Genomic DNA, 15,617 nt, shown 5'->3' on the forward strand with positions numbered 1-15,617 from the left:
TTACAATAGTGAATATTACCCTACTTGAACTTATTGCCTTTCATTATTAATTATTTGCCTTCCGTATTTTTTCCCTTTACCCATGAAAAAAGAGAATAACGTTAAAGTGTGGTGTCTGAATGAATTTGTCAATTGCAGCATTAGAAAACATGAAATTAAAAGAGTTATACGAGCTTGCGAAAGAATTTAAGATTTCGTATTATAGCAAGTTAACGAAAAAAGAGTTAATCTTTTCTATTTTGAAAGCTCGAGCAGAAAAAGAAGGTTTCTTTTTCATGGAAGGCGTATTAGAAATTATTCAATCAGAAGGATTTGGATTCCTACGTCCTATCAACTATTCTCCAAGCTCAGAAGATATTTATATCTCAGCTTCGCAAATTCGTCGTTTCGATTTACGTAATGGAGACAAAGTTTCTGGTAAAGTACGACCTCCGAAAGAAAATGAACGCTATTTTGGGTTATTACAAGTTGAAGCTGTAAACGGAGATGATCCAGATTCAGCAAAAGAGCGTGTGCATTTCCCTGCATTAACACCATTATACCCAGATCGCCAAATGAAATTGGAAACGGAACCGAAAAAGTTACCGACACGTATCATGGATTTAATCGCACCAGTTGGATTTGGACAACGTGGTTTAATTGTTGCGCCTCCAAAGGCTGGTAAAACAAGTCTATTAAAAGAAATTGCACACAGTGTTACAACAAATCATCCAGAAGCAGAATTAATTGTGCTTTTAATTGATGAGCGTCCAGAGGAAGTAACAGACATTGAACGTTCTGTTAAGGGCGACGTTGTAAGTTCTACTTTTGATGAAGTACCAGAAAATCATATTAAAGTAGCTGAACTTGTGTTAGAACGTGCAATGCGTCTTGTAGAGCACAAAAAAGATGTTATCATTTTAATGGATAGTATTACCCGTTTAGCGCGAGCTTACAACCTCGTTATTCCGCCAAGTGGTAGAACATTATCGGGTGGTATCGACCCAGCGGCTTTCCATAGACCGAAGCGTTTCTTTGGAGCGGCACGTAATATTGAAGAAGGCGGTAGCTTAACGATTTTAGCAACAGCCCTTGTTGATACAGGATCTCGTATGGACGATGTTATTTACGAGGAATTTAAAGGAACTGGAAATATGGAACTTCACTTAGATCGTTCGTTAGCTGAACGTCGTATCTTCCCAGCGATTGATATTCGTCGTTCTGGTACACGTAAAGAAGATCTATTAATTCCAAAAGAGCATTTAGACAAGTTATGGGGCATTCGTAAAACAATGCGTGATACACCAGACTTTGTTGAAAGTTTCTTACGTAAGCTTCGTCAAACGAAGACAAACGAAGAATTTTTACAAAACATTGTTGCAGACTCGAAAAGATATGTAACAACTAAGTAAAGGGAAAAGATTGGGACTCGCTTATTTTATAGTAAGCGAGTTTTTTATGCCTTTTAGGTGATATTAAAGAGAGAAATAAGTGGGAGAACCTTAGCTGGTCAGAGCAGAACGAACCGCCTCCACTTTAAGGTGATATCTAGCTCCAGCGGCTAGAATGGTAGGTGGCTTCGCGTCTTTCCATGAGGCAAAAAGCGCCTCAAGTGAGAGGGTGTGAAGTGTCCTGGATTTTTAAGTGATATCCAGTTCCGGTGGCTAGCTCTTCACATCTAAGAACCTTCCGCCCGACAGGTAAAAAGCACCTTTAGGGCGAAAGAACCTTAGCTGGTCAGAGCTAAACGAGCCGTCTACACTTTTAATTTCAAAAGACAAAAACAGGTAGTTGCAAAATGAAGTTAGCCTTGTTATAATTTCATCATATGTGTTTCATCAATATAGTTGTGTATGCAGCTGAAGATGAAAAACTCTGTTTCGAAAATGATTCAGGGCGGAAGGAGATGAAAAGAATGAAAGCAGGAATTCACCCAGATTACAAGAAAGTTGTATTCATGGACACAAACACAGGCTTCAAATTCTTAAGCGGGTCTACTAAAGGCTCTAGCGAAACTGTTGAGTGGGAAGATGGTAACACTTATCCATTACTAAAAGTTGAGATCAGTTCTGATTCTCACCCATTCTACACTGGACGTCAGAAGTTTGCTACTGCAGACGGACGCGTTGATCGCTTCAATAAGAAATACGGTATCAAGTAATAAAAACATAAAACAGGCAAGTGTATGTATTCGCTTGTCTGTTTTTTTTGTGAAAATATTATACCTTTACCCTACTTTTAACTAAAAAGTAGATGAAAGGAGAGCTTCATGTACTTAATAAATCAAAATGGCTGGATTGAAGTGATTTGCGGTAGTATGTTTTCTGGTAAATCAGAAGAGTTAATCCGCCGTGTGCGCCGTACGCAATTTGCGAAACAACATGCAATTGTATTTAAACCATGTATTGATAATCGCTATAGTGAAGAAGACGTTGTATCACATAACGGATTAAAGGTAAAAGCAGTTCCTGTTTCAGCTTCAAAAGATATATTTGAACATATCACTGAAGATATGGATGTAATTGCAATCGATGAGGTACAATTCTTTGATGGGGACATTGTGGAAGTGGTGCAAGTATTGGCAAATCGTGGCTATCGTGTCATTGTAGCTGGTTTAGACCAAGATTTCCGTGGTCTACCATTTGGACAAGTTCCTCAGCTGATGGCGATTGCTGAACATGTAACAAAGCTACAAGCAGTATGTTCTGCATGTGGATCTCCGGCAAGTCGTACACAACGATTAATTGATGGAGAACCAGCGGCATTTGATGATCCGATTATTTTAGTTGGGGCTTCAGAATCGTATGAGCCACGCTGTCGTCATTGTCATGCAGTTCCTACAAACAAAGATAAGTAAAACTCGCTGCGCAAGGCGGGTTTTTTTCAGAATAGAGAGTGTGGGTGGTGTGAGCCGCTTACGCTTTTAAATATATCTAGTTCTGGTGGCTAGCTCTTCGCATCTAAGAACCTTCCGCCCAAAAGGTAAAAAGCACCTTTAGGTCGAAAGAACCTTAGCTGGTCAGAGCTGAAAGAGCCACCGCCACTTTTAAATATAATTTGCGTTTTTTTGAGTAAGTACCATATACTATTTGTATTAGATACTAGGATGTAGAGGTGAATGATGTGTTAGATCGTTTGCAAGCTGTAGAAAATCGTTATGAGAAGTTAAATGAATTGTTAAGTGACCCAGAGGTTATTAGCGATACAAATAAACTTCGTGAATATTCAAAGGAACAGTCTGATATACAGGAAACGGTAGAGGTGTATCGTGAGTATAAGGATGTTCGTGAGCAATTAAAAGATGCGAAAGCAATGTTAGAAGAGAAGTTAGACGCAGAAATGCGTGACATGGTAAAAGAAGAGGTTTCTGAGTTAGAATCACAAGAAAAAACGTTATCAGAACGTCTGAAAATTTTACTAGTTCCAAAGGACCCTAATGATGATAAGAACGTTATCGTTGAGGTTCGTGGGGCTGCTGGTGGCGACGAGGCCGCTTTATTTGCTGGTGACTTATACCGTATGTATAGCCGTTACGCTGAGGTACAGGGCTGGAAAACGGAGATTATCGAGGCTAGCTATACAGAGTTAGGTGGATATAAAGAGATTATCTTTATGATTAACGGTAAAGGTGCTTTCGCGAAGCTGAAATTCGAGAATGGTGCTCACCGTGTACAACGTGTTCCTGAAACGGAATCTGGTGGACGTATTCATACATCTACAGCAACTGTAGCTGTATTACCAGAGGCAGAGGAAGTAGAAATCGACATTCACGAGAAAGATGTTCGTGTTGATACATTCGCTTCTAGTGGTCCTGGTGGACAAAGTGTTAATACAACGATGTCAGCGGTACGTTTAACGCATTTACCGACTGGTGTAGTTGTATCTTGTCAGGATGAGAAATCACAAATTAAGAATAAAGAAAAAGCGATGAAAGTATTACGCGCACGTGTTTATGATAAGTTTAGACAAGAAGCACAAGCTGAATATGATCAAAACCGTAAACAAGCTGTTGGTACGGGTGATCGTTCAGAGCGTATTCGTACGTATAACTTCCCGCAAAACCGTGTTACAGACCATCGAATCGGTTTAACGATTCAAAAGCTAGATCAAATCTTACAAGGTAAGTTAGATGATTTCATCAATGCCTTAGTGATGGAAGATCAGGCTCAAAGGATGGAGGCAGCTGAGTAATGCGTGTCTATGAAGCCCTGAAATGGGCTTCTTCTTTTTTACAGGAAAATGGACGAGATGAAAATGCGGGAGAAATTGTCCTTTGTCATGTATTAAAGATGAACAGAACAGGATTACTTATGAATATGCGTGAAGAAATAAATGAGGAACAAGAGGCAAGCTTTACGGAGTTTATCCACAAGCATGTAGAAGGTATTCCTATTCAATATATGATTGGTTATGAAATGTTTTATGGCCGGTCGTTCTTTGTGAATGAAGAAGTATTAATACCAAGACCGGAAACAGAAGAGCTTATAGTAGGAGTATTAGAAAGAATTGAGCGCCATTTTGGCGACAAGGAACTACATGTAGCAGATATAGGCACAGGTAGTGGAGCGATTTCTATTACGCTTGCTTTAGAAAATAAAAATCTCCACGTATATACAGTAGATATTGCACAAGAGTCGATTGAAGTTGCAAAAGAAAATGCAAAAGCTTTAGGTGCAGAAGTAACGTTCTATCACGGTGATTTATTGTCACCATTTCATAAAACGGGTCAAAAGCTAGATGTTGTTGTTTCAAATCCTCCATATATACCGGAAGAGGATTGGCGTGGTCTTTCTCCTGTTGTGAAAGAGCATGAACCGAAGAGAGCGCTTGTTGGTGGAGAAGACGGATTAGATTTTTATCGCCGTTTTATGGAAGAATTGCCGAATGTGTTGCAGGAGAAAGCAATTGTAGCGTTTGAAATTGGAGTAGGACAAGGTGAGGATGTAAAAAGATTGTTACAACAAGCTTTTCCACATGCCCATGTTGAGGTTGTTTTCGATATTAACGGAAAAGACCGTATGGTATTTGCAGAGATGGAGTAAGGTTCACACCTTACTCCATTTTTTTGTGGGAAAATTCATATAGATTTTGAATTTAATAGTTTAGAAATATGAAAGTCTGTCCACACTGTTTGTAGAGGGGACGGTGGAGGAAATGAAAAAACAAGTTATTGCTTATCTTCTTATATTATTAATTGGTGCACAGTTACTTGTGCAGTTTGGATATATGAAAGCTGATGCAAAAGGGCCTTCAGTTATTCCGAAAGAGGCCGTTCGATTACGAATTTTAGCAAATAGTGATTCAGATAAAGACCAGGCATTAAAGCGTAAAGTGCGTGATGAAGTAAAAGCACAAATTGATGGATGGGTAGCGGATTTAACTTCATTTGAAGAGGCGCGCAAAGTAATTCAAAGTCATATTCCAGAAATCGAGAAAACGGTGGAAAATACGTTAAAAAGAGAAGGAAGTAAAGAATCATTTCAAGTGAAATTTAGTAAGAATGTAAAGTTTCCTACAAAGGTATATGGGAATTTTATTTATCCAGCAGGAGAATATGAAGCGGTATTGATTACAATTGGAGAAGGTGAAGGGGCGAACTGGTGGTGTGTATTATTTCCACCAATGTGTTTCTTAGATTTTTCGAGTGGGACAGCTGTAAGAAAAGAAGAGCACGTTGTGAAGGCGGAATCTCCTGAAGAGGAGCAGGTGAAACAACTAGATGAGGAAGTAGTAAATACAGAAGAGAAGAAAGTGGATAAGGTAAAAGAAACGAAAGTTGTAAAACAGGAAGTAGTAAAAAAAGTAACATCTTCTGAAAAGAAAGTAGTAAAAAATGAAACAAAAGTCGAAGAGCAGCCTGTAAGTAAAGAAGAAACAAAAACTGTGGAAAAAGTGGAGAAACCTGTGGAGAAAAAACAAGAAAAGCAAAATGAGTATGTAAAAGTAGAAGAGGAAGAAGAAAAGCCAGAAGTTAAATTGTTTATTGTAGAAGCTTTTACATCTTTATTCTCTAAATAGTACTATTAATAAATCCCTCCTCATATATAAAAATGAGGAGGGATTTATTATGAAGAAAGTGTATTTTGCTACGAAGGCAGATGTGGAAAGATTACATTCTTTTTTCGGACAAGCTAATAAAAAAGATGATAAAATAAATGAGTTGTACGCACAATTTATGATTTTGGAAGAGGCGGAAGAAATACGAGCTGTAATTGGTTATGAACAAAGTGGGGAAGATGTACTTATTCGTTCTTGTTTATTCACACCTCATGTGGATAAACAGACTTTCTTATATTTTTTTGAAATGTTTTTGCAGTATATGAAAGAAAAAAGTGTTCAACAATTGTACTTACTAACAAACCATCCACAATCTGTACCAATCTTTCAGTTCTTTGACTTTTTTACTATAGAAAAGGATGAGGTTCCAGAGGGAATTCAACAGTTAGAACATTTTTGTAAAAATATAAAAGAGCAGAATGCAATAATACTAAATTGTCAGCTATTCACAAAGTTATCCACGGATTAATTAGGTTTATCCACATTTTGTGGATAAACCTTGTTTGTCTTTTGGATAAATCTCATAGTAAACTAAAAATAGACAAGTATTTAAGGGTAGAAAAGGACGTGGAAAAAAATGCATACAAATATGTGGGTTGTGGATAATGTTGTGGAAAGAAAAAAATATTATCCACAGTTACAAGAAGCAGCAAAATTATTAAGAGAAAATGAGGCGGTTGCTTTCCCTACGGAAACAGTATATGGGTTAGGTGCAAACGCGATGGATGATGAAGCAATCGCAAAAATTTTCGAAGCGAAAGGAAGACCGAGTGATAATCCACTCATTGTCCACATAGGTACAAAATCTCAGTTAGATGGCATTGTGAAAGAAATTCCACCAGTTGCAGAGAAGTTAATGGCGCATTTTTGGCCAGGGCCATTAACAATTATTTTGCCGAGAAAAGAAGGGATTTCAGAGAAGGTGACCGCAGGACTTAATACGGTTGGAGTAAGAATGCCTGATCATCCAATTGCACTTGCTCTTATTGAAGAGGCGAATGTACCTGTTGCGGCACCAAGTGCGAATCGTTCAGGGCGTCCAAGTCCAACACTAGCTTCTCACGTATATGAAGATTTGAACGGGAAGATCGCAGGTATTGTTGATGGTGGTGCAACTGGAGTAGGCGTTGAATCAACTGTAATTGATTGTACAAGCACGGTTCCAACAATATTACGTCCAGGTGGGATTACGAAAGAACAATTAGAAGCAGTGATAGGTACCGTTTCTTTAGATCCAGCTTTAAAGGATGAGAAGGAAAAACCGAAATCACCTGGAATGAAATACACACATTATGCGCCGAAAGCACCACTTAGTATTGTTGAGGGCTCACGTGAGTTTATTCAGCATCTTGTAGATGAGAAAAAGGAAGAAGGATTTAAAGTAGGCGTATTAACGACGGAAGAGTATCAGCATGTATATAGCGCAGATGTTATATTATCTTGTGGTGTTCGAAGTGACTTAGCTAGCGTTGCGACTAAATTATATGATGTACTTAGAACATTTGATGCAAGTGAAGTGGATGTTATTTTTAGTGAGTCGTTCCCTAATGAAGGAATAGGAAATGCTATTATGAATCGTTTAACAAAAGCGGCAGGACATCATATTATTATTGAATGATAAGGTACGATTAGCAAACAGAATATTTCTCCTTGGATAAGCATATTGTGAAGTAGCACGTCCAAGGAGGGGCATGAATGACGTTTGAACAGCTAATACCTTTAATAATTATGGCATTCGCCTTAGGGATGGATGCGTTCTCGGTGAGTCTTGGTATGGGGATGATGCCCCTAAAGTTAAGACAAATCCTGTATATTGGTATGACGATAGGGATATTTCATATTATTATGCCGTTTATAGGGATGGTACTAGGTCGTTTTTTATCAGAGAAGTATGGAGAGATTGCACATTTTGCGGGTGCTATTTTATTAATCGGACTAGGTTTTTATATCGTATATTCGACCATTTTACAAAATGAAGAGACTAGAACTGCCCCTATTGGAATTAGCTTATTCGTATTTGCATTTGGCGTTAGTATAGATAGTTTCTCAGTAGGGCTTAGTCTTGGTATTTATGGGGCACAAACAATCATTACGATATTACTTTTTGGATTTGTTAGCATGTTATTAGCATGGATTGGTCTATTAATTGGTAGACATGCGAAAGATATGCTCGGTACATATGGCGAGATAGTAGGTGGCATCATTTTGGTTGGATTTGGATTATATATCCTTTTTCCTATATAATTTTATGTAGGAGGGAATTATGAACAAGCTATTGGAATGGTATGTTAAGTTTTTAACCTTCTTTCCTCGATGGCTAAGAAGACTTATAATTTGGGGTATTATTTTGCAAATTTCGATGTTAGGTTGGATTAAGTTAATTCGTGAATGGTGAGATAGTTCCTTTCTGTGAATATTTTGTTTGTACTATATTTATTGCACTAAAAATTACAGATATAGAAAGGATGAGATGAATGACGAGATTGAAGCAAGTTTTCGGTATTATTATTAGTTTTTTTGTTTTTTGGTTTAGTATGCTCGGTGTACAAATGTTTGCTGAGTTTTTAGATATTGAGTCATTGAAATTTGTTGCAGGAAAGACTGAGGCGGCGCGTGCCTTTTACTCTCCGTACCCGTTTTTAATTGTTTTTCTTATTACACTGCTTTCCCTATACTTCTTCGTAATGAAGCTAGGGAAACCGAAAAAAGAAAAACTGCCTACTTTAGAGGAAAAGAAGGAAGAATTACAATGATAAAAATCCCCTGCTAAAAAGCAGGGGATTTTTATGTTTGAGTGATGGCAGGAATCGATTCTGAGCGAGCCGCTTTCGCTTTTAGATATTATCCAGTTCCAGCGGCTAGAATGGTCGGTGGCTTCGCGTCTTCCTGCGAGGCAAAAAGTGCCTCTACGTCAGAAGCTCCATCCCCCTCCCATTCTGAGCGAGCCGCTTCCGCTTTTAAATATTATCCAGCTTCAGCGGCTAGAATCTCCGGTCATTTCGCTCTCTCGCATGAAGCAAAAAGCGCTTCAAGGTCGAGAGCTCCAATGCCCTGCGATTCTGAGCGAGCCGCTTTCGCTTTTAAACTGGCCTAACTAATTCAAATTGTTCTCCTAATTTTGCATAGTTGTGTCCTGCTAGGCGGCTTATTGGTTTGAGTCCTTCTGCGTGAATGCGCCCTTTTTCATATAGATGTTCGGCAACGTGGAAACGAACGACGCGTCCAATTAGTAGATCACAAGCTGGTGAGTCTTCTGTTCCACCAAGTGGAATTGCACGTTCTAATACGCATTCCATTCGAATATTTGCTTCTTTTACACCTGGAACGGAGATGACTTCACTTTCAATTGGTGTTAGTTTTGCTAGTTCAATTTCACTTTCATTTGGCGGGAGATTAGCTGCTGTTTCATTAATTGCTGCTACATATGATTCGTCAGAAATATGTACGACAAATTCACCTTTTTCAATTGCGTTTCGGGAAGTGTCCTTTCTTTCTCCGGCTTTTCGTTGTACAGATACTGAGATAAGTGGTGGATTAGCAGCGACAATATTAAAATAACTATATGGTGCGCCGTTTAATACACCGTCTTTTGTTAAAGAAGTAACGAATGCGACAGGGCGAGGGATGATACTTCCAGTAAGTAATTTGTAATTATCTTTTTCAGTTTGTTCATTTGGATTAATGGATAACATGCTTGTAATCCCCTTTCTAAATATGAATACTTATTGTTTGTTTACAAGATAACGATGAGAAAATCCTGCTGGAAATAATATTTTGTTTCATAAAAAGAACTTACTTCAATTGTAATGAAGTAAGTTCTTTTTCAAGAATCTCAAATCTGAGATAAAAATTAAAGTAAAACGTATGCGCCAGGTCCGATTAAAGCTACACCAACAGCAACAGCGATTAACATTAAGTTATATTCATATCCATTTTGTGTTACCCAGTAACCATTTTTTCCGTGAACAGTGAAGATAGCCATTAACATTGTTCCAACGATAAATAATGAACCAACTACAATGAAAATACCTGATGCGAATAAGAAACCACCTAGTAATTCAGTTGCGCCAGCCATAAATGCCATAAATACACCAGGGCGTAAACCGATTGACTCCATCCAGCCACCTGTTCCTTTTAAACCGTAACCGCCGAACCAACCAAATAATTTTTGAGCGCCATGACCCATGAATGTAATTCCTATAATAAGACGAATAATAAGTAGACCGAAATCCATCATTTTTAAAAACCTCCTAAAAGTTATTAACTTACCTTACGTAAGTAATGATAAAATAGTTACTTACTTTAGTCAAGCGGATTTTGAAAAAAGTTTGAATTAAATTTTACAAATTAACAACAAAAAATAAAATGTAGTAAAGACCTCTAGACAAGTTGGGCAAAAAAAGAGAAAATATAAATAGAAGTTAACTTCTTATTGTTATTCAGACAATCAGAATTGACTGGAATTTTGTGAAGCGCTACAATAAGAGTCTATTAGTAATGACGTAATTTATTTCGAAAGCGTTTTTACAGTATAATATTCGAAGTATGAAGTCTTACATGTATCCCGAGCTTTACTAGGGATTGCCCTATAAACTTTTAGGTAAATTATAAGGAGGACTATCCTATGTTTAAAAAATTATTCGGTCTTGGTTCAAAAACAAATGAAGAAACAATCGTAGCTCCATTAACTGGAGCAGTGAAAAATATTGAAGAAGTACCAGATCCAGTATTCGCTGGTCGTATGATGGGTGACGGTGTTGCAATCGATCCTACTGAAGGTGTAGTTGTATCTCCAGTTGATGGTGAAATCGTACAATTATTCCACACAAAACATGCTATCGGAATTAAAGCGAAAAATGGCACAGAAATTTTAATCCACGTTGGATTAGAAACTGTAAAAATGGAAGGCGAAGGTTTCGAAGCTCACGTTTCTGAAGGCCAAGCTGTAAAAGCTGGAGATAAATTAATCTCATTCGACTTAGAATTAATCCGTGAAAAAGCGAAAAGCACAATTACTCCAATCGTTATTACAAACACAGATGCAGCTGAGTCTATTAAGACAACTGTAGGCGTAACAGCTACAAAAGGTTCAACAGAAGTAATGAAAGTTACAATGAAATAATTGCTGTATAAGAGGAATCCGTTTCGTATGAAATGGATTCCTTATTTTTGTTGCATATTCAGTAGGTATGTTAAAATACTCTGGGCACTTGGAAATAGGGTTTCACATATATGTGGATAAGGCGCATTTTTCTTAGAAAAAATATAAGAGAAATGCGCCTTTTGTATATTCACATTTCTTTTGTTCTATTCTAATGTAAGTTATGATGAGTGGTAAGAAATCGAATATAGGGGTGGGTTTGGATGAAACGAGTATTATTTGTTTGTACTGGCAATACATGTCGTAGTCCAATGGCTGAGGCGTTGCTTCGTCATCACGGAGGAGATAGGTTTGAAGTACAATCTGCCGGTGTTTTCGCCTATCCTGGGAGCGATGCATCGGTACATGCGAAGGAAGCTTTAGCTGAAAAAGGGATTTCAATTGACCATACCGCGCAGCAAGTAAACGAAACTTTGCTTGATTGGGCTGATATTGTCGTAACGATGACAGAAAATCATAAACAAATTGTACTTGGGCATTATCCGAGTGTTGAAAAGAAATTGAATACGTTATATGGATTAACTGAAGGTATAGGCAAGGACATTTCAGATCCATTTGGAGGCTCGCTTTCTATTTATAAAGAAACGTTAGATGAGATGGAAAAACTTGTACAAACTTTACTGAAAAAACATTCGGTAGGTTGATGTTTCGTGTATAATACGATATTGGAGATCACTTCGTCCTATTGAGGTAGCGAGTGTGAAATGAAGATAATTGATTGAAACTTTGGAGGGGTAAAAATGAAAGTAGTAATAGCATCTGATCACGGCGGTATGAATATCCGCAAAGAACTTGTAAATTTATTAGAAGAGTTAAATATTGAATATGTTGATTTAGGTTGTGAATGTGAAGCTGGTTCTGTTGATTACCCTGACTTTGCGTTTCCAGCAGCTGAAATGGTAGCGAATGGTGAAGTGGATCGTGGTATTTTAGTTTGTGGGACAGGCATTGGTATGTCAATCGCAGCAAACAAAGTAAATGGTATCCGTTGTGCGTTAGTTCATGATACTTTCAGCGCGAAAGCAACGAGAGAGCATAATGACACTAACATGCTAGCAATGGGCGAGCGTGTAATTGGTGCTGGTCTAGCGCGTGATATCGCGAAAATCTGGTTAACAACTGACTATGAAGGTGGTCGTCACGAAAACCGCGTAGGAAAAATTAAAACATACGAAACAAAGTAATACATTCTAACTATCAGTAGTGTGAAATATAATTTGGTGAACCAACCTGTGAAAGGAAGAGGCGTAATGACAGAAATCGTAAAGGTAAGAGAACAGCTACAAATGTCGCTTTCTGATTTCCAAGAACAAGCTTCATTACAAAGCGGTCAAATTTTTGTAGTGGGTTGTAGCACGAGTGAAGTGCTAGGCGAAAGAATTGGAACATCAGGAACGATGGAAGTAGCAGAGGCGATTTTTTCTGAGTTAAAACAATTTCAAGAGCAAACAGGTATTGAATTAGCGTTTCAATGTTGTGAGCATTTAAACCGTGCTTTAGTGGTTGAGAGAGAAGTAGCGATAAAATATCAATTTGAAATTGTAACAGTTACGCCTGTTAGATCAGCAGGTGGTGCATTGGGGACATATGCGTATCACAATTTGAAAGATCCGGTAGTAGTTGAGTTTATTAAAGCAGATGCAGGAATGGATATTGGTGATACGTTTATTGGTATGCATTTAAAACATGTAGCTGTTCCGGTTCGTACAAGTGTGAAGGCAATTGGAAGTGCACATGTAACGATGGCCAAAACACGTGGAAAACTAATAGGTGGAGCACGTGCTGTTTACGCGGTGGCGGAAGAGACTACCACTTGCAGTTAAATATGAGAAATTAGGAAGTCATATAGTAGCTGTTTATCATAAGATAAAAGGTATGTTGTCTGACTTTATAGTAGAAGAAAGAAAAGACCGATTTTCGGTCTTTTTTTTCTTTTATGATATAGAAAGTCATGTTAGAATGTAGTTGAAAACATGAAGGTTCGAAAGAATTACAACCTGAATTTTCGTTTTTTCTGAATAAATAAGAAAAAACTGTTGGGAATTGATGTAATTCGTTCAGAAAAGGGGGATTTTGGTGGATCATTTAAAACGTCAAGATGAAAAGGTATTTGCTGCAATTGAGGCAGAACTAGGAAGACAGCGTTCGAAGATTGAGTTAATTGCTTCGGAAAACTTCGTAAGTGAAGCAGTAATGGAGGCGCAAGGTTCTGTTTTAACGAATAAGTATGCTGAAGGATATCCTGGAAAACGTTATTATGGTGGCTGTGAACACGTAGACGTAGTAGAAGATATCGCACGTGATCGCGTGAAAGAAATTTTCGGCGCAGAGCACGTAAATGTTCAACCACACTCTGGTGCACAAGCGAACATGGCAGTATACTTCACGATTTTAGAGCAAGGCGATACAGTACTTGGTATGAATTTATCTCATGGTGGTCACTTAACACACGGAAGCCCTGTTAACTTCAGTGGAGTACAATATAATTTCGTAGAATATGGCGTGGATGCTGACTCTCACCGTATTAATTACGATGATGTATTAGCAAAAGCGAAAGAACATAAACCAAAATTAATCGTTGCAGGTGCAAGTGCATACCCTCGTGTTATCGATTTCAAGCGATTCCGTGAGATTGCAGATGAAGTGGGCGCTTATTTAATGGTTGATATGGCACATATCGCTGGTTTAGTAGCTGCTGGTTTACATCCAAATCCAGTACCACATGCACATTTCGTTACAACGACAACACATAAAACGTTACGTGGCCCGCGTGGTGGTATGATTTTATGTGAAGAGCAATTTGCAAAACAAATTGATAAATCAATCTTCCCTGGTATTCAAGGTGGTCCACTTATGCACGTAATCGCTGCAAAAGCTGTTGCGTTTGGTGAAGCACTTCAAGATGATTTCAAAACATATGCACAAAATATCATTAACAATGCGAACCGCTTAGCTGAAGGTCTTCAAAAAGAAGGACTTACACTTGTTTCTGGCGGAACAGACAATCACTTAATCTTGATTGATGTTCGTAACTTAGAAATCACAGGTAAAGTAGCAGAGCACGTATTAGATGAAGTTGGTATTACAGTGAACAAAAATACAATTCCATTTGAAACAGCAAGCCCATTTGTAACAAGTGGTGTACGTATCGGTACAGCAGCTGTAACATCTCGTGGTTTCGGTTTAGAAGAAATGGATGAAATTGCGTCACTTATTGCTTATACATTAAAAAATCATGAAAATGAAGCTGCATTAGAAGAAGTACGTAAGCGTGTAGAAGCGTTAACTAGCAAATTCCCAATGTATCCAAATCTATAATAGATTGAAGAAGACTGCCGAGACTTAATTGTTTTGGCGGTCTTTTTTGTGGACATATATTATTTTTAAAGTATGTATACAAATGATGAATAAATTTTGGCGATATAATGAAGGATACAGCTCCCATAATTGGTAAAGATACTAGATAGATTCATCGTAAAATCATGATTTTGCCAAATTTGCCCTTGAATATTAGTAGCGTTTTCTTTACAATCGTAAATAGTGTAAAAAAGCGTGCAAACGCATGAATATCATCTAAAGGAGAGATTCACATGGGAAAACTGTATGTATTTGATCACCCGTTAATTCAACATAAGATTACATATATTCGCGATAAGAATACAGGTACGAAAGATTTTCGTGAATTAGTGGACGAAGTAGCAAGCTTAATGGCTTTCGAAATTACTCGCGACCTTCCGCTTAAGGACATCGAAATTGAAACGCCTGTAAGCAAAGCGACAACAAAAGTGATCGCTGGTAAAAAACTTGGTTTAATTCCGATTTTACGTGCAGGTTTAGGAATGGTTGATGGAATTCTGAAATTAATTCCAGCAGCAAAAGTGGGACACGTTGGTTTATACCGTGACCCTAAAACATTGCAACCGGTAGAATACTATGTGAAACTTCCAACGGATGTAGAAGAGCGCGACTTTATCGTACTAGATCCGATGCTAGCAACAGGTGGTTCTGCGGCTGAAGCAATTAACTCTCTGAAAAAGCGCGGTGCGAAACAAATTAAATTAATGTGTATCGTTGCAGCTCCAGAAGGGGTAAAAGTAGTACAAGAAGAACATCCTGATGTTGATATTTATGTAGCAGCATTAGATGAGAAATTAAATGACCACGGATATGTAGTACCAGGTCTTGGTGATGCTGGTGACCGTTTATTCGGAACGAAGTAAGACAACTGACGAGCAGGGGAGATTCCCCTGCTCGTTTTTTTTTGCTGCAAACAAGTAGGGGAGGGGGAGGATAAATATACATCGTATATACAACATAAGTTGCATACACATCACATATAATATAGAAGTCTTACGTCTGAGGAACACTATATTATGGAAGAAAAGCGTTATATCTCGAAAATATAATAGTGACAAACTTG

Annotated in this window: 19 protein-coding genes; 17 read left to right on the plus strand and 2 right to left on the minus strand. The window is 38.0% G+C overall.

Features of this window, described 5'->3' with window-relative positions:
• Positions 1-119: 119 nt before the first annotated feature.
• The 11 genes from rho (at position 120) to AC1Q8L_RS20150 (ending at position 8,789) form a co-directional block, all read left to right on the plus strand.
• Positions 120-1,391: a transcription termination factor Rho gene (gene rho, locus AC1Q8L_RS20100; RefSeq protein ID WP_001053903.1), complete on the plus strand. Its 1,272-nt coding sequence runs from the start codon at positions 120-122 to the stop codon at positions 1,389-1,391.
• A gap of 503 nt (positions 1,392-1,894) precedes the next feature.
• Positions 1,895-2,140 (plus strand): type B 50S ribosomal protein L31, encoded by a 246-nt coding sequence (locus tag AC1Q8L_RS20105; RefSeq protein WP_000643435.1) that lies wholly within the window; start codon positions 1,895-1,897, stop codon positions 2,138-2,140.
• Positions 2,141-2,248: 108 nt separating this feature from the next.
• Entirely contained in the window at positions 2,249-2,836 is a 588-nt protein-coding gene (locus AC1Q8L_RS20110; RefSeq protein ID WP_000280851.1) for a thymidine kinase, read from the plus strand.
• A 266-nt stretch (positions 2,837-3,102) separates the two neighbouring features.
• The gene (prfA, locus tag AC1Q8L_RS20115; RefSeq protein ID WP_000887066.1) at positions 3,103-4,170 is read left to right on the plus strand and encodes a peptide chain release factor 1; all 1,068 of its coding nucleotides are present in this window, start codon (positions 3,103-3,105) and stop codon (positions 4,168-4,170) included.
• Positions 4,170-5,021, plus strand: a complete 852-nt coding sequence (gene prmC, locus AC1Q8L_RS20120; RefSeq protein WP_001267024.1) for a peptide chain release factor N(5)-glutamine methyltransferase — start codon at positions 4,170-4,172, stop codon at positions 5,019-5,021. Before prfA ends, prmC begins: the two co-directional genes overlap by 1 nt.
• Before the next feature lie 112 nt (positions 5,022-5,133).
• Complete coding sequence (spoIIR, locus tag AC1Q8L_RS20125; RefSeq protein WP_000745068.1) at positions 5,134-5,997, plus strand: stage II sporulation protein R; 864 nt, start codon at positions 5,134-5,136, stop codon at positions 5,995-5,997.
• Positions 5,998-6,046: 49 nt separating this feature from the next.
• Positions 6,047-6,505, plus strand: coding sequence for a GNAT family N-acetyltransferase (locus AC1Q8L_RS20130; protein ID WP_000758437.1), 459 nt, complete (start codon positions 6,047-6,049; stop codon positions 6,503-6,505).
• Between the two features lie 108 nt (positions 6,506-6,613).
• Positions 6,614-7,654 (plus strand): L-threonylcarbamoyladenylate synthase, encoded by a 1,041-nt coding sequence (locus tag AC1Q8L_RS20135; RefSeq protein WP_000557352.1) that lies wholly within the window; start codon positions 6,614-6,616, stop codon positions 7,652-7,654.
• 77 nt (positions 7,655-7,731) lie between these two features.
• Positions 7,732-8,280, plus strand: coding sequence for a manganese efflux pump MntP (locus AC1Q8L_RS20140; protein ID WP_000142477.1), 549 nt, complete (start codon positions 7,732-7,734; stop codon positions 8,278-8,280).
• A gap of 19 nt (positions 8,281-8,299) precedes the next feature.
• On the plus strand, positions 8,300-8,431 hold the full coding sequence (locus tag AC1Q8L_RS20145; RefSeq protein WP_001037634.1) for a hypothetical protein: 132 nt from the start codon (positions 8,300-8,302) through the stop codon (positions 8,429-8,431).
• Between the two features lie 79 nt (positions 8,432-8,510).
• Positions 8,511-8,789 (plus strand): DUF3935 domain-containing protein, encoded by a 279-nt coding sequence (locus tag AC1Q8L_RS20150; protein WP_000197475.1) that lies wholly within the window; start codon positions 8,511-8,513, stop codon positions 8,787-8,789.
• 327 nt (positions 8,790-9,116) lie between these two features.
• Here AC1Q8L_RS20150 and AC1Q8L_RS20155 read toward each other — a convergent pair whose 3' ends face one another.
• Positions 9,117-9,728: a flavin reductase family protein gene (locus AC1Q8L_RS20155; RefSeq protein ID WP_000949046.1), complete on the minus strand. Its 612-nt coding sequence runs from the start codon at positions 9,726-9,728 to the stop codon at positions 9,117-9,119.
• Between the two features lie 158 nt (positions 9,729-9,886).
• Positions 9,887-10,273 carry a DoxX family protein gene (locus tag AC1Q8L_RS20160; RefSeq protein WP_000968616.1) on the minus strand — a complete coding sequence of 129 codons (387 nt, stop codon included), beginning with the start codon at positions 10,271-10,273 and terminating at the stop codon, positions 9,887-9,889.
• A 387-nt stretch (positions 10,274-10,660) separates the two neighbouring features.
• On the opposite strand from AC1Q8L_RS20160, the gene AC1Q8L_RS20165 reads away from it, so the two are divergent.
• The 6 genes from AC1Q8L_RS20165 to upp all read left to right on the plus strand — a co-directional run bounded on the left by AC1Q8L_RS20165 (position 10,661) and on the right by upp (position 15,417).
• Positions 10,661-11,158 (plus strand): PTS sugar transporter subunit IIA, encoded by a 498-nt coding sequence (locus AC1Q8L_RS20165; RefSeq protein WP_000473666.1) that lies wholly within the window; start codon positions 10,661-10,663, stop codon positions 11,156-11,158.
• Positions 11,159-11,400: 242 nt separating this feature from the next.
• Positions 11,401-11,841, plus strand: coding sequence for a low molecular weight protein arginine phosphatase (locus AC1Q8L_RS20170; RefSeq protein WP_000832375.1), 441 nt, complete (start codon positions 11,401-11,403; stop codon positions 11,839-11,841).
• Between the two features lie 96 nt (positions 11,842-11,937).
• Entirely contained in the window at positions 11,938-12,381 is a 444-nt protein-coding gene (rpiB, locus tag AC1Q8L_RS20175; RefSeq protein WP_000869539.1) for a ribose 5-phosphate isomerase B, read from the plus strand.
• A 66-nt stretch (positions 12,382-12,447) separates the two neighbouring features.
• Positions 12,448-13,020, plus strand: coding sequence for a TIGR01440 family protein (locus AC1Q8L_RS20180; protein ID WP_000136377.1), 573 nt, complete (start codon positions 12,448-12,450; stop codon positions 13,018-13,020).
• A gap of 253 nt (positions 13,021-13,273) precedes the next feature.
• Positions 13,274-14,515 carry a serine hydroxymethyltransferase gene (gene glyA / locus AC1Q8L_RS20185; RefSeq protein ID WP_000349806.1) on the plus strand — a complete coding sequence of 414 codons (1,242 nt, stop codon included), beginning with the start codon at positions 13,274-13,276 and terminating at the stop codon, positions 14,513-14,515.
• A gap of 272 nt (positions 14,516-14,787) precedes the next feature.
• On the plus strand, positions 14,788-15,417 hold the full coding sequence (gene upp / locus AC1Q8L_RS20190) for a uracil phosphoribosyltransferase (RefSeq protein WP_000517539.1): 630 nt from the start codon (positions 14,788-14,790) through the stop codon (positions 15,415-15,417).
• Positions 15,418-15,617 lie beyond the last annotated feature (200 nt).

The organism is Bacillus sp. GW823-FHT06A11 (assembly GCF_058795355.1).

Coding starts and splice junctions, on each gene's coding strand:
- AC1Q8L_RS20165 (WP_000473666.1), top strand. CDS start 10,661: ATGTTTAAAAAATTATTCGGTCTTGGTTCAAAAACAAATGAAGAAACA.
- upp (WP_000517539.1), top strand. CDS start 14,788: ATGGGAAAACTGTATGTATTTGATCACCCGTTAATTCAACATAAGATT.
- AC1Q8L_RS20110 (WP_000280851.1), top strand. CDS start 2,249: ATGTACTTAATAAATCAAAATGGCTGGATTGAAGTGATTTGCGGTAGT.
- AC1Q8L_RS20180 (WP_000136377.1), top strand. CDS start 12,448: ATGACAGAAATCGTAAAGGTAAGAGAACAGCTACAAATGTCGCTTTCT.
- AC1Q8L_RS20145 (WP_001037634.1), top strand. CDS start 8,300: ATGAACAAGCTATTGGAATGGTATGTTAAGTTTTTAACCTTCTTTCCT.
- AC1Q8L_RS20130 (WP_000758437.1), top strand. CDS start 6,047: ATGAAGAAAGTGTATTTTGCTACGAAGGCAGATGTGGAAAGATTACAT.
- rho (WP_001053903.1), top strand. CDS start 120: ATGAATTTGTCAATTGCAGCATTAGAAAACATGAAATTAAAAGAGTTA.
- AC1Q8L_RS20155 (WP_000949046.1), bottom strand. CDS start 9,728: ATGTTATCCATTAATCCAAATGAACAAACTGAAAAAGATAATTACAAA.
- spoIIR (WP_000745068.1), top strand. CDS start 5,134: ATGAAAAAACAAGTTATTGCTTATCTTCTTATATTATTAATTGGTGCA.
- AC1Q8L_RS20135 (WP_000557352.1), top strand. CDS start 6,614: ATGCATACAAATATGTGGGTTGTGGATAATGTTGTGGAAAGAAAAAAA.
- AC1Q8L_RS20150 (WP_000197475.1), top strand. CDS start 8,511: ATGACGAGATTGAAGCAAGTTTTCGGTATTATTATTAGTTTTTTTGTT.
- AC1Q8L_RS20160 (WP_000968616.1), bottom strand. CDS start 10,273: ATGATGGATTTCGGTCTACTTATTATTCGTCTTATTATAGGAATTACA.
- rpiB (WP_000869539.1), top strand. CDS start 11,938: ATGAAAGTAGTAATAGCATCTGATCACGGCGGTATGAATATCCGCAAA.
- AC1Q8L_RS20105 (WP_000643435.1), top strand. CDS start 1,895: ATGAAAGCAGGAATTCACCCAGATTACAAGAAAGTTGTATTCATGGAC.
- AC1Q8L_RS20170 (WP_000832375.1), top strand. CDS start 11,401: ATGAAACGAGTATTATTTGTTTGTACTGGCAATACATGTCGTAGTCCA.
- prmC (WP_001267024.1), top strand. CDS start 4,170: ATGCGTGTCTATGAAGCCCTGAAATGGGCTTCTTCTTTTTTACAGGAA.
- AC1Q8L_RS20140 (WP_000142477.1), top strand. CDS start 7,732: ATGACGTTTGAACAGCTAATACCTTTAATAATTATGGCATTCGCCTTA.